Origin of the sequence: Arthrobacter zhaoxinii (assembly GCF_024385505.1) — a bacterium.
In the GTDB taxonomy this organism is placed as follows: Bacteria; Actinomycetota; Actinomycetes; order Actinomycetales; family Micrococcaceae; genus Arthrobacter_B; species Arthrobacter_B zhaoxinii.
The window spans coordinates 633,953-652,005 of sequence record NZ_JANFLT010000005.1; the positions used below are offsets into that span (position 1 = coordinate 633,953).

15 protein-coding genes are annotated in these 18,053 nt (G+C 65.3%); 9 read left to right on the top strand and 6 right to left on the bottom strand.

The window, feature by feature from the left end:
- Window positions 1-192 precede the first annotated feature (192 nt).
- Window positions 193-1,080, top strand: coding sequence for a DUF695 domain-containing protein (locus tag NNX37_RS10440; RefSeq protein WP_255792838.1), 888 nt, complete (start codon window positions 193-195; stop codon window positions 1,078-1,080).
- 9 nt (window positions 1,081-1,089) lie between these two features.
- Here the strand turns inward: NNX37_RS10440 and NNX37_RS10445 are convergent, their stop codons facing one another.
- From NNX37_RS10445 to NNX37_RS10460, 4 genes are all read right to left on the bottom strand, one after another.
- Window positions 1,090-1,758, bottom strand: coding sequence for a cyclase family protein (locus tag NNX37_RS10445; protein ID WP_255792536.1), 669 nt, complete (start codon window positions 1,756-1,758; stop codon window positions 1,090-1,092).
- A 3-nt stretch (window positions 1,759-1,761) separates the two neighbouring features.
- Window positions 1,762-3,177, bottom strand: coding sequence for a purine-cytosine permease family protein (locus NNX37_RS10450; RefSeq protein WP_255792538.1), 1,416 nt, complete (start codon window positions 3,175-3,177; stop codon window positions 1,762-1,764).
- Window positions 3,178-3,186: 9 nt separating this feature from the next.
- The gene (locus NNX37_RS10455; protein WP_255792540.1) at window positions 3,187-3,690 is read right to left on the bottom strand and encodes a YybH family protein; all 504 of its coding nucleotides are present in this window, start codon (window positions 3,688-3,690) and stop codon (window positions 3,187-3,189) included.
- Window positions 3,691-3,847: 157 nt separating this feature from the next.
- Window positions 3,848-5,014 carry an acetyl-CoA C-acetyltransferase gene (locus tag NNX37_RS10460; protein WP_255792544.1) on the bottom strand — a complete coding sequence of 389 codons (1,167 nt, stop codon included), beginning with the start codon at window positions 5,012-5,014 and terminating at the stop codon, window positions 3,848-3,850.
- 186 nt (window positions 5,015-5,200) lie between these two features.
- Here NNX37_RS10460 and NNX37_RS10465 point away from each other — a divergent pair, with 186 nt between their 5' ends.
- From NNX37_RS10465 to NNX37_RS10480, 4 genes are all read left to right on the top strand, one after another.
- Window positions 5,201-5,827, top strand: coding sequence for a winged helix-turn-helix domain-containing protein (locus tag NNX37_RS10465; protein WP_255792547.1), 627 nt, complete (start codon window positions 5,201-5,203; stop codon window positions 5,825-5,827).
- Window positions 5,828-5,841: 14 nt separating this feature from the next.
- The gene (locus NNX37_RS10470) at window positions 5,842-7,107 is read left to right on the top strand and encodes an MFS transporter (RefSeq protein ID WP_255792548.1); all 1,266 of its coding nucleotides are present in this window, start codon (window positions 5,842-5,844) and stop codon (window positions 7,105-7,107) included.
- Window positions 7,108-7,220: 113 nt separating this feature from the next.
- Window positions 7,221-8,849, top strand: coding sequence for a peptide chain release factor 3 (locus NNX37_RS10475; RefSeq protein ID WP_255792550.1), 1,629 nt, complete (start codon window positions 7,221-7,223; stop codon window positions 8,847-8,849).
- A 295-nt stretch (window positions 8,850-9,144) separates the two neighbouring features.
- Window positions 9,145-9,360 (top strand): hypothetical protein, encoded by a 216-nt coding sequence (locus NNX37_RS10480; RefSeq protein WP_255792553.1) that lies wholly within the window; start codon window positions 9,145-9,147, stop codon window positions 9,358-9,360.
- A gap of 48 nt (window positions 9,361-9,408) precedes the next feature.
- Here the strand turns inward: NNX37_RS10480 and NNX37_RS10485 are convergent, their stop codons facing one another.
- Complete coding sequence (locus NNX37_RS10485; protein WP_255792554.1) at window positions 9,409-10,452, bottom strand: substrate-binding domain-containing protein; 1,044 nt, start codon at window positions 10,450-10,452, stop codon at window positions 9,409-9,411.
- 150 nt (window positions 10,453-10,602) lie between these two features.
- On the opposite strand from NNX37_RS10485, the gene NNX37_RS10490 reads away from it, so the two are divergent.
- The 4 genes from NNX37_RS10490 to NNX37_RS10505 all read left to right on the top strand — a co-directional run bounded on the left by NNX37_RS10490 (window position 10,603) and on the right by NNX37_RS10505 (window position 15,722).
- Window positions 10,603-12,120 (top strand): sugar ABC transporter ATP-binding protein, encoded by a 1,518-nt coding sequence (locus NNX37_RS10490; protein WP_255792556.1) that lies wholly within the window; start codon window positions 10,603-10,605, stop codon window positions 12,118-12,120.
- Window positions 12,117-13,169: an ABC transporter permease gene (locus NNX37_RS10495; protein ID WP_255792558.1), complete on the top strand. Its 1,053-nt coding sequence runs from the start codon at window positions 12,117-12,119 to the stop codon at window positions 13,167-13,169. Before NNX37_RS10490 ends, NNX37_RS10495 begins: the two co-directional genes overlap by 4 nt.
- Before the next feature lie 52 nt (window positions 13,170-13,221).
- Window positions 13,222-14,301 (top strand): polyprenyl synthetase family protein, encoded by a 1,080-nt coding sequence (locus NNX37_RS10500; RefSeq protein WP_255792560.1) that lies wholly within the window; start codon window positions 13,222-13,224, stop codon window positions 14,299-14,301.
- 185 nt (window positions 14,302-14,486) lie between these two features.
- Window positions 14,487-15,722: an ROK family protein gene (locus NNX37_RS10505; protein ID WP_255792562.1), complete on the top strand. Its 1,236-nt coding sequence runs from the start codon at window positions 14,487-14,489 to the stop codon at window positions 15,720-15,722.
- Between the two features lie 81 nt (window positions 15,723-15,803).
- On the opposite strand, the gene NNX37_RS10510 is transcribed toward NNX37_RS10505, so the two are convergent.
- Window positions 15,804-17,915 (bottom strand): PQQ-dependent sugar dehydrogenase, encoded by a 2,112-nt coding sequence (locus NNX37_RS10510; protein WP_255792563.1) that lies wholly within the window; start codon window positions 17,913-17,915, stop codon window positions 15,804-15,806.
- Window positions 17,916-18,053: the final 138 nt, after the last annotated feature.

Sequence of the window (18,053 nt, forward strand, 5' to 3'; positions counted from 1 at the left end):
CTGAGGCGTGCCAGGAGTAGATTCATGCGCGTCGGCACAGCGCAGGGGGAAGGAAACATGGGGCTCTTCACACGCGGGGATTCTCCAGCGGTACACCCGATCACGGGGTTTTGGCAGTGGTGGACCTCAGAGGGATCTGCTCGGTTCACCGCGGCGGCGGATAGCGGAGAATGGGGCAGTCTTTCCGTGGAGATGGGCGAACGGCTGGCTGCCGTCCATCCCGATCTGGCCTGGGACACCGGCGCCGGACGGAGAGCCCGCCATCTGCTGGCCGTCAGTTCCGACGGAGATGCGGTCCTGCGGCGGATTGCGGAACAGTGGCTCCGTGCGGCTCCGGCGGCAGACGACGCGTGGGAATACGCGGCCGCCCGGCAACCCGTTCCCGGTGTCAGCGGCCAGGCCCTCATGATCGACGGTTATCGCCTGGATGCCGGTGATGTCCGTTTCCGTATTTCGGAGGATCCCGGCGGGCAACGGCTCAACCTCGAGGTGCATCATCCGGTGTTCCCTGACCTGCCCGAAGGCGTCCCGCTGCAGGTCTCTTTCCTGATCCTCGACTGGATTCTTGGTGAGGACGGAGTGGAGCGATGGGTGGGTGCCGTCGATACAAGCACCAACGGGGCAACCGCAACGGCCACAGTGTCCGATCTTGCTGCAGCGGCCAAGGCTCTCGCGGACCGGGAACGAGGCGGAACCTGGGTCCTGATGGAGGCCGTGACGCCCGCCGGGGAAAGGGTCATGGCCAAAGCCCGCCGGCCGCTGCGCTGGATCGATTACCCGATGTTCGACCTCCACACCGAGGTGCGCCTCACCTACAGCGATTACCAGGACGACGGCCTGCCCACGCAGGCATCCCTGGACCTCCTCCGCCGAGCCGAGGACGGGATCTCTGCCGCACTCGGAACCCGCGGGATCCTGGTGGCCCAGGAGACGGCAGCCGGCACGCGGGTGCTGCACTATTACTCCGACTCCGAGGACCAAAACAGCGGCGCGGTAATCGAGACTGCGGCCCGTGCTGCCGGCGGGGACACCCGGCACCTCCCCGACCCGGGCTGGAAGCACATGCGTAAATTCTCCTGAAGAAGCGGGTCAGGGCCTAAAAGCCACGGCGCGTACGGGCGAGCCGTCCAGTCCCTCCAGCCGCAGGGGCAGCGCCGAGAACCACGGGTCCGGCACCGGCACCGCGTCCAGGCGAGTCAGGTTCTCGACGATCCCGCCCCCGGCACCCAGAAACACATTGTGGAACGGCAGGAACGGTCCGCTCTGGGACTGTCCGGGGACCGCCGGTCCGGGCGTTGGATCGGGGTTGAGGGTATCGACGCCGACCAGCCGCACCCCGGCCGCCACCAGACGCTCGGCGATCCCGGCATCGAAGGTCGGATGCTCCAGGTAGGCGGGCGTATCGAAGTGCCGGGACCAGCCCGTGGAGAACAGCACGATGGTTCCGGGCAGCAGGTTTTCCAGCTGTCCGCTCACGTCTTCCCAGCGGAGGACGGCATGGGCGGCAGGCTCCGGCAGGGAAACGATCCGCGCCGGGCCCATCAGTGCCTCCAAGGGCATCGCGTCTACTGGCGCGCCGCCCGGCACGGTATGCAGCGGCGCGTCCAGGTGGGTTCCGGAGTGGCTGCCCAGGTGCAGCTGCGCCACGGCGAAGCCGTCCGCGGCCACGGTGGCGGCGCTGCGCAGCTCCACGGACGGGTCGCCCGGGAACACCTGCATTCCGGTGCGGACCGGATGGCTGAGGTCAACAACCTGCATCGGCTAGACCGCTCCGCCGGCTGCGGCTGCCGGGGCGGTCTCGCTGAGGTGCAGGGACTGCGGCCGGCCCTTGACCACGCGGCCGGTCACCGCACACCAGCCGAGGTAGAGCACAAAGGTGACCGCGAAGGTGGGGATAGTGGCTCCGAGCGGGCTGGGCAGCACATAGGTCAGCAGCACGGAGGCACCCGCGCCCACCAGCCAGGCCGCCAGTGCCGCCGCGTTGACACCGCTCCGGAACCAGTACCGACCTCCGTCGCCGCGCAGGATGTCCGCGCTGTACGAACGCTTCTGCACTACGTAATAGTCCGCGATCATCACCGCGAAGACAGGAATGAACAGGGCGCCGATGACGGTCAGGAAGGACGTGAAGCTGTCCAGCAGGCCCAGCCAGGTGGAACCGAGGATGGACACGGCACCCAGAACGAGGGCCGTGGGCAGGAAACGGATCCGCCGGGACGGCACCATGTTCACCACCGAGGAGACCATGCCGTACACCACCATGGTGTTGGTGGCCATGACGGACAGGAAAATCACCACGGCCAGCGGTGCACCGAAGATCCCTACGATCAGGGCCGGATCGAAGCCCACCGCTTCGCCGCCGTCGAGCACCACATAGCCGATGGCGGTGGCCCCCAGCGCCATGGCCAGAACTGTCGAGACCACGTAGCCGACGGCTGAGCCGGCCACGCCGGCGGTCTGTGACTTGGCCAAGCGGTTGAACTCGGCGGAGAGAACGGTCCAGGAGATGGCCGTGGCAATGACGACGTCGAGCACCGAGATCGCGGACATCCCGGCGGCGGCGTCCCGGGGAATGGCGGCGAAGTCCGCCACCGGGAATTCCCGGAACGCGACCGTGAAGACGTAGGCCATGATGGCCAGGATGACCAGGGCCAGCCACGGCTCCACCCGGGCAATGCCCTTATGGCCGAAGATGGCCAGGGCCACCACCAGCAGCTGGCAGAGCACGGAGAAGAGGACCGGACTGGAGAACCCGGTGGCGCGTTCCACCAGGAAATTCACGGTCACCCCGGCAAGCATTGCCTGCACCCAGCTCCAGCCCATGAGGATGACCACGTTCGCGGCCACGGGCAGGAACGAGCCGCGCAGCCCGAAGGACCCCTTGGTCAGGGACATGGTGGGCAGGCCGGTGCGGGTGCCCATGTTGCCCACCAGCACCAGCACGGCGCCGCCGATGAGGGTGCCCAGGACGATCATGCCCAGGGCCATGGGCCAGCTGACTCCCGGAACGAAGAGGGTTCCGGTGAGCAGGGTGGTGACCACCAGGTTGGCGGCCAGCCAGATCATGCCGATGCGTCCGACGCCGAGGGTGCCGCGGAGCGGGCCGTAGCCCTCGGCGTCCTTATCAAGGCGGCGGGACAGACGGGTCCAGGCGGACGGCTGCGCGGTTGCGGACATCGGATCCCCTTAGGCGACGACGACGACGGGCGTGGCGCCGGCGTCGGCACCCGCATCGGCACCGGCGGCGGCACCCGCATCGGCCGGCTCGAGACTGAAGCCGGGGTCCGGCACCGGGGAAAGATGCTCGTGGACTGCCAGGATCTGATCCCCGGACCGGGTGAAGACGATGGTTTCCCGTTCCCGGGTGGTCTCCGTGGCACCGGGCGTGCCGGCCGTTGTCAGCACCGTGTGGCTGAACACCGCGCTGGTGCCGTACACCTGCACATGCGCATCGGTACTCTCACACGCCGTGACGGACCAGCCGTCGGCGAGCCAGAACGCCCAGAGCGCCTCGTATTCGGCCCGGCTTTCCAGCCTGGCCGGTTCCGTGTGGAAGACAAAGGTTGCCTCCGGAGCGAACGCGGCGAAGTACTCCGCCGTGTCCGTGCGCGCAAAGGCGGCGACCAGGCGTGCCGCTGCTTCGAGGACGTCGTTTTCGGACAGGGACCGGGCCGGAGTGGGAGTATCCATGGGCCAGCCTTTCAGAACGGGCTGCGCGCAGCCTCAGTGGGTGGGGTGTTCTTGAAGTACGCTCCCAGAAAACAAGTGGTGCGTATTAGAAAACCTGCTCCAGTCTGAAGTGAGCCGGGTCACGTGTCAAACGCCCGATCGTGCCGCCCCGCATCCCCTACAGCCTGAAGCCTTCATCCAGCCGCTCGATGATGGTGACGTTCGCCTGACCGCCTCCCTCGCACATGGTCTGCAGGCCGTAGCGCCCGCCGGTGCGCTCGAGTTCGTGCAGCAGGGTGGTCATGATCCGGGCACCGGTGGCCCCGATGGGGTGGCCCAGGGCGATGCCGCCTCCGTTGACGTTGACCTTGGCCATGTCCACGCCGAGCTCACGCTGCCAGGCGAGCACCACGGAGGCGAAGGCCTCGTTGATTTCGAGCAGGTCCATGTCCTCGATGCTCATTCCGGTCCGCTTCAGCGCATGCCTGGTTGCCTCAATGGGTGCACTGAGCATCATGACCGGATCATCTCCGCGGGCGGAAATGGAATGGATCCGGGCGCGGGGCTTCAGCCCGTAACGGCGCACCGCGTCCTCGGAAGCGACCAGCAGGACGGCGGCGGCGTCGGAAATCTGCGACGAGGTGGCGGCGGTGAGGTGCCCGCCCTCGGCGAGCGGCGCCAAGGTGGCAATCTTCGCGCGGTCCGGATCCCGGGGACCCTCGTCGGCTGTCACACCGTTCATCGGCAGGATTTCGCGGTTAAAGCGGCCTTCGGCCTGGGCGGCGATGGCGCGCAGGTGGGATTCGACGGCGAAGTCCTCCATCTCCCCGCGGGTCAGGCCCCATTGCTTCACCATCATTTCCGCGCCGATGAACTGCGAAATCTGCTGGTTTCCATAGCGCTTTTCCCAGCCCACAGAGCCTGCAAACGGGTTCGGGAAGCCCAGTTCCTTAGCCGCGGAATTGGCAAAGGACAGCGGGACGGAGGACATGCTCTGCACGCCGCCGGCAATCACCAGGTCGCTGGTGCCGCTCATGACGGCCTGCGCCGCATAGGACACGGCCTGCTGGCCGGAGCCGCACTGACGCTCCACAGTGGTGCCGGGAACCCGTTCGGACAGCCCTGCCGCGAGCCAGGAGGTGCGGGCAATATCCATGGCCTGCGGTCCTACTTGGTCAATGGCACCGAGGATGACTTCGTCATATTCCTCCGAGTCGATCCCGGCACGCCGGACCGTTTCGGCAATCACGTGGGCTGCAAGATCAGCGGGGTGGATGGTGCTCAGCCCACCCTTGCGCTTGCCGACGGGAGTGCGGACGGCGTCGATAATGAACGCTTCAGCCATTTTCAGGGCCTTTCGTCGTTGTAAGGCGGGGGCGGACCACGGACCAGGTGCCCGAAGCCGCTGCGTATGTGCCGTGCACCACAATAGGCGATGCGGACGCGCGGGTAACCAGACCGGCGGTATGGCCCTCGCATTGCAATCTAAAGAACCCTTGCTAAAGACTCCTTTAGCATCTACCCTCACTCCATGACCTCGACACCGGACCCGGCGGATACCGGCCCGAAACAGCACGCGTCCACCCCGGGAGCGTCCGGCGAGCAGGTGTTCGCCGATCCGGTGCAGATCCGCGCCCTGGCCCATCCGGTCCGGCTGGAACTGCTCGGGCACCTGGACGACGTCGGCACGGCGACGGCGACCGAGTGCGCCGCAGCGATCGGCGAATCCGTGGCCAGCTGTTCCTACCACCTGCGCATCCTGGCCAGGCACGGCTTCATCGAACAGGTCGAGCGGCAGGGGCGCGAAAAGCCGTGGAAGCCGGTTTCGCTCCACCGGTCCCACGTCATCGATCCGGAAGCACCCGGCTCCGTGCACGCGGTCTCGGCCGTGGCCGCAATAGAGGTGGACCGCCAGCTGAAACGGATCCAGTCCTGGCTCCGCCGCTCCCCCGCGCTTCCCCCGGAAGACCTCGAGGTCTCCACTGTGCACGAGGCCCGCACCTACGCCACGCACGAAGAGATCCTCCAGCTGCGGGAAGAGCTGTGGCATCTGGCCCAACGCTTCGAAGGCCGCTGGGAGAACCCGGAACAGCGACCCGAAGGAGCGGTTCCGGTCCGCCTGTTCTCCGTCCTCAACGTGGATCCGGGGCAGGAATGACCCCGGCGGCACCGGTGACCGGCACCAATCGCGACGTCCTGCGAGTCCCCGGGTTCCGCAGACTCGCTTTCGCCTGGGTGTTCTCCAACTTCGGCGACTCGGTGCTGTTCCTGACTGCGGCCATCTGGGTCAAACAGCTCACCGGCAGCGACGCCGCGGCGGGTCTCGTGTTCGCTGCCCTCGGCCTGCCGGCCCTGCTCGCCCCCTTCACTGGCCGCATCGCGGACCGCTACCGGCGCAGGCCGCTGCTCATCTTCAACAACCTGGCCGCCGGCGTCGTCGTCCTGGCCCTCCTGGCGGTCCGGGACGTCAGTTCCGTCTGGCTGGTCTACACAGTGATACCGGTGTATGCCGTCAGCTCATATATCACCGGCGCCGCGCAGTCCGGGCTGCTGCGTGACCTTCTGGAGACCCGCCTGCTCGCCCCGGCAAACGGCATCCTGAGCAGCATTGACCAGGGGCTGCGCATCATCTCGCCCCTGGCGGGAGCCGCGATTCTCGCTCTGTGGGGCATGGATCCCGTGGTGCTGCTGGCCAGCGGCTGCTTCCTCACGGCGGCACTGGTCCTCGCCACCCTGAAACTCGCCGAAACGGTCCACCTGCCGGATGCGGCGGAGAGTTTCTGGCACAGCACGACGGCGGGCATCCGGTTTATGGCCCGGCATCCGCTGCTGGGCCGCGCCCTGTTGACGCTGGGCATTGCCATCGGCGCCACCGGAATCCTCAACGTGACCGTCTTCGCCACTGTGGAGCAGGGACTGGGCAGGCCGCCGGAATTCCTCAGCATCCTGCTGGGGGTGCAGGGAGCTATGGCCGTCCTTGGCGGGGTCACGGCGAGCCTGGTGATCCGGCGGATCGGAGTGCGCTCCTGCATGGTCCTCGGTGTCTTCCTGCTGTCCGCAGGCGTCCTGGGCACCGCGCTTACGTTCCTGCCGCTGGTCCTCGCCGCCGCCGCGGCAGCGGGTGCCGGTGCCTCGTGGCTGATCATCGCCTTCGTCACGCTGCGGCAGACCGAGACCCCGCCCGGCATGCAGGGCCGGACCGCAGCGGTGACGCAGGTGATGGTGAACCTCCCCCAGGTCGCAGCCTCAATGCTTGCGGCGGTGCTGATCGGCATCCTGCCGTACCAGGTACTGGTCACGGCCATGGGCGCCGGCTGCCTGCTGGCGGCGGCACCCCTGCTTTCCCGCCGTGCCCGGTCGCACACCCCGGATGACACGGACAGTGACAACGGCAACGCAGCCGCGGCGACGACGACGGCACCCGCCCCGCCGTCATAGCGCCCCGTGGGCGGCGGGTAGAATGAGAAAGCTGTGTTCTGAGCAGCCGGCTGCCGGGTACCACGCAGTTCCACCCACCGGCAGTTCCATCACCAGAGTCTGAAAGCAGCGGAGTGTCCCAACAGGTTTCCACCCCCGTCAGCGCCACCGCCACCAAAGAGATCGTTCGGGAGTCCGCCCGCCGGCGCACCTTTGCCGTGATCTCGCACCCCGACGCCGGTAAGTCCACGCTCACCGAAGCGCTGGCCCTGCACGCCCGGGTGATCGGCACGGCCGGTGCCACCAACGGCAAGGAAAACCGCCGCGAAACGGTCTCCGACTGGATGCAAATGGAAAAGGACCGCGGCATCTCCATCAGCTCCACGGCCCTGCAGTTCGCCTACCGCGACACCGTGATCAACCTGCTGGACACCCCCGGCCACGCCGACTTCTCCGAGGACACCTACCGCGTCCTCGCGGCCGTCGACTGCGCCGTGATGCTGGTGGATGCGGCCAAGGGACTGGAAACCCAGACCATGAAGCTCTTCGAGGTCTGCCGTGCCCGGAACCTGCCCATCATCACCGTGATCAACAAGTGGGACCGGCCGGGCCTGGATCCGCTGGCCCTGATGGACGAGATCACCGAACGCACCGGCCTGGAGCCGATGCCGCTGACCTGGGCCGTGGGCATTGCCGGCGATTTCCGCGGCGTGTGGGACCTGCAGAAGGACGAATACGTCCACTTCGAACGGCAGAACTCCGGTGCCTCGCTGGCCAAGGAAGAGCACTTCAGCCCCGAAGATGCCCTGGCCCGCGAAGGTGACGTCTGGACCGATTCGCTGGACGAAGCCGAACTGGTCATCGACGGCCGCGAGTTTGACCGGAACAAGTTCCTGGACGCCAAGGCCACCCCCATCCTTTTCTCCTCCGCAGCCCTGAACTTCGGCGTGAAGCAGATCCTGGACGCACTGGTGGACCTGGCGCCGTCGGCCTCCGCCCGCGAGGACAAGGACGGCGGACTCCGTCCCGTCGAGGCGCCGTTCTCCGGCTTCGTCTTCAAGGTGCAGGCGGGCATGAACAAGGCCCACCGCGACCACGTGGCATTCATCCGTGTCTGCTCCGGCATCTTTGAACGCGGCATGGTGGTCACGCACTCCAACACCGGCAAAACGTTCGCCACCAAGTACGCCCAGCACCTGTTCGGCCGCGAACGCGAAGTCATTGACCAGGCCTACCCTGGCGACGTCGTCGGGCTGGTCAACGCCTCCGCCCTGCGGGTGGGTGACAGCCTCTATGTCGAGGAACCGGTGGAATACCCGCCTATTCCGTTCTTCTCCCCCGAGCATTTCCGCGTGGCCCGGTCACAGGACCCCAGCCGCTACAAGCAGTTCCGCCGCGGCATCGACCAGCTCGAGCACGAGGGCATCATCCAGGTGCTGCGCTCGGACCGGCGCGGCGATCAGGCTCCGGTCCTGGCCGCCGTCGGCCCGATGCAGTTCGAAGTGGTCGAGGACCGCATGACGCAGGACTTCAATGCGCCCATGCGCTATGAGCAGCTCTCCTACTCGCTGGCCCGGCTCACCACAGCAGACGCCGCCGAGAAACTCAGCAACGTGCACGGCGCCGAAGTGCTGGTGCGGACCGACGGCGCGTTCGTGGCCGTGTTCAACGATGTCTGGGCACTGCGCCGGGTGGAAAAGAACCACCCGGACATCAGCCTGACCGTCATCGGCACCGAATCACCCAACAGCCGCGGCTACTAGGCGCTGCAACTCCGGTTCCGGCACCTTTTGCGGCGGCTACGCGGTTTTTGCGGGGTTCCCGGACCCACCGTTCGGCTCCAATCTGCGCTAGCCTGCCCGCATGACATGTAAAGGGACAGCGGCATGCTGCCTGGTGCTGGCTGCCTCACTGCTAGCGGCGGGATGCGGAAGCGGCACGGGCGCGGAGCCGGCTGCATCCCCGGACCCCGTGCTGCCGGCCCACTCTGCCCCAGAGATCGAGTGCGGGAGCGGCACGGACACCGGGCCGGCGGAACCGGCGGAGGAGTTTTCGCCCGTGCTGCCGGCCCAGCCTGCCCCTCCGGGCGAGGCTGTCCCTCCCGAGGAGGCTGCCGCTCCGGATGATGCTGCCCCGGAGGCAAGTGACTCTGATCCCTGCTCACTGTCCGTCTCTCGGACGGCAGAACCCGGCGAGGCTGCCGACGCGCTGGAGTACTGGACGCCCGAGCGCATGGAAAGCGCCATCCCCGAGATGCCCACGGTGGACAGATAACGCCCGGACAGGCGGGGCACCCGATCCCGGGCACCCCGCCTTTCGGTCCTAGGATTCGAAGGCGGTCGGCAGGTACTCCTCGACGTTTTCCTGCGTGACCACCGGCGCATTCAGGACAATGCGCTTCGGGACTTCGACTTCCACGAGGTCGCTCATTGCCTTGTCCTGCACGATCAGCCTGGCCAGGCGGATTCCGTCCGCAGCCTGGGTGGAGGGATAGATCACCGTGGCCTCCAGGACGCTTTCCCCGGACTGGATTTCGCGCATGGCATTTGCTGATCCGGCACCGCCGACCATGAAGAACTCATCCCGGCCGGCGTTGTCGATCGCGGCCAGGACCCCGACGCCCTGATCGTCGTCGTGGTTCCAGATCGCGTCAATCTTCGGGGCGGCTGACAGCAGCTGCGACGTTGTCGCTTCGCCGCCCGCAACCGTGAAGTCCGCTGCCACCCGGTTATCCACGTCCAGTCCGCAGGATTCGAGGGCGTCCGAGAAGCCCCGGCTGCGGTCCTGGGTCAGCGGCAGGGAGTCGACCCCGGCGATTTCCGCGACGACGGCGTCGTCATTCCCGCCGAGCTTCTCGCAGATGTAGTTACCGGCGCTCACGCCCATGCCGTAGTTGTCCCCCAGGATGGTGGCACGGGCTGCGGCAGGGCTGGAGAACTCACGGTCGACATTGATCACGGGAATGCCGGCCTCGGTAGCCTGCGTTGCGACCTGGGTCAGGGCCGCACCATCCGTCGGCAGCAGCACAATGGCATCAACTCCGTCGTTGATGAACTGTTCCACCTGGCTGATTTGAAGGTTGGCATCATTGGTGCCTTCGGCCACTCTCAGGTCTACGTCCGGCATCTCCTCCGCCGCCTCGAGAGCAGCGCTGTTGATGGCACCGAGCCAACCGTGGTCAGCAGCCGGTCCCGAGAATCCAATGACTACTGTGTCCCCTTCGGCCTGATTCCCTTCCACCGATGCATTTGAGGGCTGGCTGTCACCTTCGTCATCGCCTGCCGTGCACCCGGTGACCAGCGAACCTACAGCCAGGAAGGCACCGGCGGTGATGAGAATTTTCCGTTTCTTGAGAACTGCGGGCATCTGTGTCTCCTCGTTGAGTAGGTGCGTCTTCGCCAAGGACACGGCCACCCCGAAGCCGCAACTTTGCGTGACGTGCATCACAATAACAGAAGATAGAAAATAATCGACGACCTTATACCGAGCCCCGACGTAATGTGCTACGTTCCACACATGTTCGATGGAGACCAGCCCCCTTTGCTCGAGGTCCGCGGCATCACGAAGCGGTTCGGTGCAGTACAGGTACTCAAAGGCGTGGACCTGCAGGTGCGCCCCGGAGAGGTCCACTGCGTGATGGGCCAAAACGGTGCCGGGAAATCCACACTGATCAAGACCCTCTCCGGTGTGCATCAGCCGGAGGGAGGGGTGATCCTCTGGGAGGGCCGGGAGGTCTCGCTTTCGCATCCCACGGAGGCCCTGGACCTGGGCATTGCAACGATGTACCAGGAACTGGACGTAGTGGACGGCCTGACGGTGGCGGAGAACATTTTCCTCGGCCACGAAAACGCCAGCGGGGGGATCCTGCATGTCCGGAGTGCCAACGCCCTCACCCGGTCATTGCTGGAACGGCTCGGCCACGGCCGGCTCGCGCCCGCCACCGAGGTGGGAGAGCTGTCGGCAGCCAACAAGCAGATCGTCAGCCTGGCGCGTGCGCTGTCCCGCGACACCAAGCTGATCATCATGGACGAGCCAAGTGCCGTCCTCGATTCGGGCGAGGTGGCAAACCTCTTCCGGGTAGTACGGGAGCTCACCGCCCAGGGGATCGCCGTCGTATACATCTCCCACCGCCTGGAGGAGATCCGCCAGATCGGTGACCGGATTTCAGTGCTCAAGGACGGAAGAAGCACTGCCAGCGGGCTTCAGGTTGAGAAAACCTCCAGAACCGAGCTGATTCGGCTCATGACGGGACGGGACGTCGAAAACGTCTTTCCCGAACGGAAACCGGTGGATCCAAACGCGCCAGTCGTTCTCGACGTGGAAGACCTGGCGTTGCAGGGGCAATTCCGGAAGGTCAGCTTCAAGGTCAGGGCGGGTGAGGTCTTGGGCTTTGCCGGATTGGTCGGATCCAAGCGCTCCGAGATTCTGGAAACGATCTGCGGAGTCCGGAAGGCAACGTCGGGCAGAGTCTCGGTCAAGGGCCGGAGAATCCGCCCGGGCTCCGTGAGCTCCGCGGTCAAGGCAGGGATCGGGCTCTCCCCCGAAGAACGGAAAAGCCAGGGGCTGATACTGGACGAGCCGCTGTTCAAGAATGTCACGCTGTCCACGTTCGACCGGTTCGCACGTGCGGGTTACCTCAACGAAAAAGCGGAGCGGGACGCCGCCCGCCGCCAAATCCGCGCCCTGGAACTGCGCCCGGCCGATCCTGACCGCACCACCCGCACCCTTTCCGGCGGGAATCAGCAGAAGATCCTCCTTGCCCGCTGGCTCGTGCACGGAACTCCGGTACTGCTGCTCGACGAACCGACCCGCGGCGTCGACGTCGGTGCGCGCGCGGAAATCTACAACCTGATCCGCCGGCTCGCGGCGGACGGGACGGCCATGATCATCGTCTCCAGCGAAATCGAGGAAGTGCTGGGACTCGCGGATACGGTGCTCGTCATCGATGACGGCAACGTCCTCACCGAAACCAATCCAAGCGACATTGACGAGCATGGCGTGCTCGATCTCATTATGAAGGGAAGTGCCGCGTGAGCGAGCCGAACACCACTGTCGCCAATCCCGCTGATAGCCCCGCCGGCGGCACCGGCACTGCCAGGTCGAACCCGCTGAAGGGCGCCCTTGGCGGTTCCGTGGGACGCAGCCTTGGGCTGGTGATTGCGCTGGCCCTGCTCTTCGTGGTGGGGGCCGTCACGAGTGGCGACCGGTTCCTGAATGTGGAGAACCTGCTCACCATCCTGCGGCTTGCGTCCGTTATCGGCGTCATCAGCATTGGCGTCACCTTCGTGATTACGGCCGGGGGCATCGACCTTTCCGTAGGGTCCGTCATGGGCCTGGCAACGGTGGTCGCCAGCCTGACGAGCGTCCAACTCGCGGCAACCGAATCGTCGTGGCTGCTTATGGTCCTGGTTCCCCTGGCGGTCGGCGCGGGAGTCGGGCTGTTGAACGGGGTGGTAATTGCCTACGGAAACGTGGTTGCCTTTATCGCCACGCTCGCGACGCTTGTGGCAGCACGAGGCGTGGCTGAACTCATCTCCGGCCGAAGCACCCAAATCGTGACGAACCGGGACTTCCTCAAGGTCATGAGGGGAGAGTTCCTTGGCGTTCCGGTTCTCGTGTGGATTTTCATTGTGGCCGCTGCAACGGGGTGGTTCCTGCTGAACCGCACCACCTTCGGCCGGAGGACCGTTGCGATTGGAGGAAACCGCGAAGCGTCCCGCCTGGCAGGCATAAAGGTCAATCGGCACTTAGTAACTCTGTACGTTCTCTCCGGACTCTGCGCCGGCATTGCCGGAGTCATGATGCTTGGCCGAACAACGGCAGGAACCTCCACCCACGGCCTGCTCTACGAACTCGACGCGATCGCCGCCGTCGTCGTAGGAGGAACCCTGCTTATCGGCGGCCGCGGAACAATTATGGGCACGGTCCTCGGTGTGCTCATTTTCAGCACCCTCACCAACGTCTTCACGCAAAACAACCTGGACACCTCTGTCCAGGCCATCGTGAAAGGCTTGATCATCGTGGTCGCGGTCCTCCTCCAGCAGCGTTTCGCTGCCACGCGGCCATCCAAGCGGGGAGGATAGTCCCGCACGCAGCGACGGCATCGGCAGCGAAAAAGAAGCAGGGGGCGCACCAGTGAACTTCCCTAACACCGAGTACGCAGTGGAAACGGACGCCGACCTGGGCCTGGTTGAAGAAGTGCTGGATTGGTTCTTCACGGACGCCAAGCTGCGCGCGGTCTCCGTTCATCCGGCCTACCTCAGCCTCTGGGAAGCCATCGAACGCAGTGCCGCCAGCGGAAAACGCTTTCGCCCCCGCCTTCTTATGCTGGCCTACCGTCAGCTGGGAGGAACGGAGTCCGCCGCCGCGGCCAGGCTCGGAGCCGCTTATGAACTCCTCCACAATGCGTTCCTCATCCATGACGACGTCATCGACAGGGACGTGCTGAGGCACGGCGTTCCCAACGTTTCGGGGCACTACAGCAACAAGGCCCGGCGCGCGGGCGCTTCCGCCGCGGCCGCCCAGCATGCCGGCATGACCTCCGGGCTCCTTGCCGGAGACCTCGTCCTTGCCGGAGCCTACCGCCTCCACGGAAGCGTGGAAACGTGCCCCAAGGTCCGGGAGGAACTCAACGGCATTCTGGACTACGCAGTTTTTTCCACGATCGGCGGAGAGCTCTTGGATGTCGAATTCGCCCGGGCCCCGGAGATGCCCTCGCCGGAGGAGATCCGGACAGTGGCCCGCAACAAGACTTCCGTCTACTCCTTTGAGGCGCCGCTTCAGGCCGGCGCAGTACTGGCCGGAGCCACGGCCTCCGTTGCAGCAACACTTGCAGCCTTCGGGCGCGACGCCGGGATTGCCTACCAGATTGCCGATGACGTTCTCGGGGTTTTCGGGCAGGAACAGCACACCGGAAAGACAAACTGGGGAGACCTCAGGGAAGGCAAGCGGACAGCCATGCTCTCCTACGCGGCGACGAAACCTCAGTGGGCGCAGATTTCGGAACTCATAGGCTCAGACCGGATGACGGCGGCGGAGGCACAATGGGTCCGTGCCCTGCTGACTGAATGCGGGGCACAGGAGCACGCGGTCCAGCTGGCATCCGAACATGTACAGGCCGCCCTCAAGCAGTTGGGAGACGAAGTGCCGGCCGGGCTGGGAGACAGCCTGGAAAACCTCCTGTCTTCAGTTCTTGCCGGTCTGCGTTCGCTCTGAGCCTGCTTTCCGGAGGTGGTACCCGGGAGCAGGAATACTGTGGGAAACTAGTCCGGTTCTGGCGCCGTCCGCCAGAGGGACCTACAACGGGGGAAGAATATGCAGGCGTGGAATCGGACCTCACCGTTTAGTCAGTCGTTGGTCGGGCGTCCTCCCCACCGCGGTGCCGGACGAACGCCTGCCGCATGACTTCCGCAGCACAGGGCAAAAACACGGCACGCACGTATCTCGGCAGCAACAGGGATTCGAACCGCCAGCACAACCTCTCAACAGTGCTGCAGCTCGTGCACTCCACCGCTGGCGTATCCCGCGCCCAGCTCACGCGGACCACTGGACTCAACCGTTCCACCATTGGGGCGCTGGTCTCCGAGCTGTCACAGCTGGGGCTGGTGGTCGAAAGTGACATTGACCAGGCCCAGCAGCACGGCCGTCCGAGCAGGATGATCGAGCCGAGTCCCGCCACCCTGGCCTTGTCCGTCAACCCGGACGTCGACGTCGTCAGCGTTGCCCTGGTCTCCCTGGGCGGCCGCATCGTCAACGCGGTCCGTTTCCACACCGTCAGGGCTCCGTCAGTTATCGAAGTGGTGAATATCGTGTCCGCGGTCTACACCGGAATGCGGACTGCGCTGCCGCCCGGGCACCGCGTCGTGGGTGTCGGACTCGCCGTTCCCGGGCTGGTGGAACCCGGCGGCGGAAAAGTCATAGAGGCACCGCATCTCGGCTGGCGGGACGAGCCGCTTCCCGCACTGCTCAGCGACGCGCTCCAGCTGAAGACAGTCAGCGCCAACGACGCCGTAGTGGGTGCCATTGCACAGGCGGCCTTTGGAGCCGGGCAGGATGTTCCGGATCTGGCGTACCTCTACGGCGGGGCAAGCGGGATTGGCGGCGGAATCATGAGCGGCGGCCATCTGCTGAGGGGTGCAACCGGGTTCGCCGGGCAGCTGGGCCACACACATGTGCGCACAAACGGTGCCGCATGCACCTGCGGTTCCCGTGGCTGCCTCGAGGCCGAGGTCACCAGGGAAGCGCTCATCGAGGCAATCGGGCTGCCGGCCGGCGAGACCGAGAACCTTGAAGAAATCCTCATGGAAAAGCTTATGGACGGATCCGACGCCGATGGGGTGCGTTCGGTGATCCAGCGGCAGATCGAATTGCTCGCTGTGGGATTGAAAACAGTGATCAGCCTCGTCAACCCCTCAGTGGTGGTGCTGGGAGGGTTCCTTCGCATCTTGGTGCGTGCCGCGCCCGGCGCCCTGGACGAGGCGCTGCACGGGCCCGGAACCCGCGGGCCCTGGGACAACGTGAGAATCGAGCTTGCTCCGCTTGGGGACGATCCCATCCTGATAGGAGCAGCGGAGCTGGTTTTCGAACCCCTGCTGTCAGATCCGGCAGGCTTCCTGCAAACGCCGGCAGACGAATAACAGCGTTCAAGGGAAAGGACCCTGTGCCGGGTTTCCCGGCACAGGGTCCTTTCCTGCTTATGCTCCGTATTCCAGCAAACGTTAGTTGGAGGGAGTCAGAACAACTTCGGCAGTACCGGTCAACGGACCCGTTCCACCATCACCCGCATCGGTGTAGGAAGCACTGAAAACGCCCGACAGATTGTCGACGGCGGGATCATGCCCCTCCGGCACGGTGGTGGTGATGGTCCCGGTGCAGCCCGAGGTGCTCGTCTGCGGGTGGCCGTGGGCGTCGTGACCCAGAATGTAGGTGACCTGGACACTCGAGCAATCCACCGGCTGGTCATCTGTGACAAGGACTTCGTAGCTGACGGTGTCACCGAATTGGAAGGTTTGACCAGCAACAGGCGTCACGAACTCCACCACCGGCGCCTGGTTGCCTACTTCAACAACAACCTCCGCGGACGAGGACTTGCCCCCGTGCCTGCCGCCCCGATCGGTCACCTGAAGGCTTGCCCTGTAGGTCCCGATCTCTTCATAGGTGTACGTCGGATTGGGGTCCCGCGAGTCCACCACTCCATCGGAGTTGAAGTCCCATGCGTAGCGCAGCCTGTCGCCGTCGGCGTCCGTTGTGCCCGCGCTGGAGAACTGGACGGTCAGGGGCGGCAGGCCCACCGTGGGAGTACCGGAAGCCACGGCTACCGGGCTGTGGTTCCCGCCCTCGCCGATGTAGTCGATGCGGGAGAGCTGGGCGTCCGGGTTCTCACCGAAATAACCGTCACCGTACTCCAGCACATACATCGCGCCGTCAGGGCCGAACTCCATATCCATGGGGTTGTCGACCACGATCGAGCTGACAACGTCCTCGATCGAGACGAGCTCACCCCTCCTCATGGTCATCGCCTTGATGTAGTCACGTGTCCACTCGTACATGAACGACTTGCCGTCGTAGTATCGCGGCCAGGCAACGGAATCCCGGCCCTTGCTCGCCCTCTTATCGAAGTTGTAGACCGGGCCGGCCATCGGGCCGATTCCGCCGGTCCCCAGTTCCGGGAAGGTCTCGGAAACGTCGTAGGAATACCAGACCTCAGGCTGGGCTACCGGGGGCAACTCGCGCAGGCCCGTGTTGTTGGGCGACTCATTGACGGGTGCCGAACAGTCGAACGCCGCACCGGAGGTATTGGTGGCGAAGTCGTAGTCCACATAAGGGAGCTCCGCGGTGGCGCAGTAGGGCCAGCCGTAGTTGGACGGCTCTGTCACAACTGCCCATTTGCCGGTTCCTGCCGGACCCCGGAGTGGATCGGCGGTGCCGGCGTCGGGTGAATAATCCGCGATGAAGAGCTCGCCGGTTTTCCGGTCCAGTTCAATCCGGAACGGGTTGCGCAGTCCCATGACGTAGATTTCAGGACGGGTGAGTGGAGTCCCCCGCCTGAAGAGGTTTCCCCTGGGGATGGTGTATCCGCCGTCCCTTTGGGGGGTTATCCGCAACACCTTGCCGCGGAGATCGTTTGTGTTGGCTGAGGTCCGCTGGGCATCGTATGCCGGGTTGCTTTCGGGCCGTTCGTCGAGCGGGCTGTAGCCGCCCGACGAGAAGGGATTGGTGTCGTCGCCCGTAGAGAGGTAAAGGTTCCCCTGGGCGTCGAAGACAATGTCGCCCCCAACATGGCAGCAGAGGCCACGGTCTACGGGAACCTCCAGCATCCGCTGTTCGCTGGCCAGGTCGATGGTGGCACCGTCGAACCGGAACCTCGACAGCTGGAGGTAGCCCTTGAAGGGCTCAAAATCCTCCGGCGTACCCGTGGCAGGCGCATCGCCTTCATTGACACCCGGGGTCGCCGGATCATCAACCGGCGTATCCAGGGGCGGGGAATAATACATGTAGACCCAGTTGTGGCCTCTATGCCCGAACTTCGGATCAATCGCGATGCTCTGCAGACCTTCTTCGTCATGCTCATAGACGTCGATTGTCCCCGCGAGGGTATTGAGGCCCGTCGAGGAATCGTTCAGCCATACCTCACCCTGGCGGGTGGTGTGCAGGACGTCCTTATTGGGCAGCACCGCAAGGTCGACAGGTTCGCCCGGGAAATCGTTGAGGGTTACTTTCTGGAACGCCGAGTCCGGCGGAGGTGTTGCGGGTGCTCCCGGCCGCGGCTTCGCCTGTGCCGGAGCTACCGCAAGCGATACGGCCATCAGCGCGGCCAGCGCCAGCGCCATGCTGCCGCGACGTGCACGTTTGGCCGAGGTTTTGCTGGCATCCGTCCGATGCCCGGGTGATTGGGCTAACCCGCGTCTTGTGACTGTCATCGCTCTCTCTTCTCGCCATTGAGGGACCCGGACGAGCCGGAGTCAGGT

What these genes read in the sequence shown, in the direction of transcription:
- NNX37_RS10510 (WP_255792563.1), bottom strand. Translation starts at nt 17,915, where the DNA reads ATGGCGCTGGCGCTGGCCGCGCTGATGGCCGTATCGCTTGCGGTAGCT.
- NNX37_RS10455 (WP_255792540.1), bottom strand. Translation starts at nt 3,690, where the DNA reads ATGGATACTCCCACTCCGGCCCGGTCCCTGTCCGAAAACGACGTCCTC.
- NNX37_RS10490 (WP_255792556.1), top strand. Translation starts at nt 10,603, where the DNA reads ATGTTCGATGGAGACCAGCCCCCTTTGCTCGAGGTCCGCGGCATCACG.
- NNX37_RS10485 (WP_255792554.1), bottom strand. Translation starts at nt 10,452, where the DNA reads ATGCCCGCAGTTCTCAAGAAACGGAAAATTCTCATCACCGCCGGTGCC.
- NNX37_RS10465 (WP_255792547.1), top strand. Translation starts at nt 5,201, where the DNA reads ATGACCTCGACACCGGACCCGGCGGATACCGGCCCGAAACAGCACGCG.
- NNX37_RS10460 (WP_255792544.1), bottom strand. Translation starts at nt 5,014, where the DNA reads ATGGCTGAAGCGTTCATTATCGACGCCGTCCGCACTCCCGTCGGCAAG.
- NNX37_RS10450 (WP_255792538.1), bottom strand. Translation starts at nt 3,177, where the DNA reads ATGTCCGCAACCGCGCAGCCGTCCGCCTGGACCCGTCTGTCCCGCCGC.
- NNX37_RS10505 (WP_255792562.1), top strand. Translation starts at nt 14,487, where the DNA reads ATGACTTCCGCAGCACAGGGCAAAAACACGGCACGCACGTATCTCGGC.
- NNX37_RS10440 (WP_255792838.1), top strand. Translation starts at nt 193, where the DNA reads ATGGGCGAACGGCTGGCTGCCGTCCATCCCGATCTGGCCTGGGACACC.
- NNX37_RS10445 (WP_255792536.1), bottom strand. Translation starts at nt 1,758, where the DNA reads ATGCAGGTTGTTGACCTCAGCCATCCGGTCCGCACCGGAATGCAGGTG.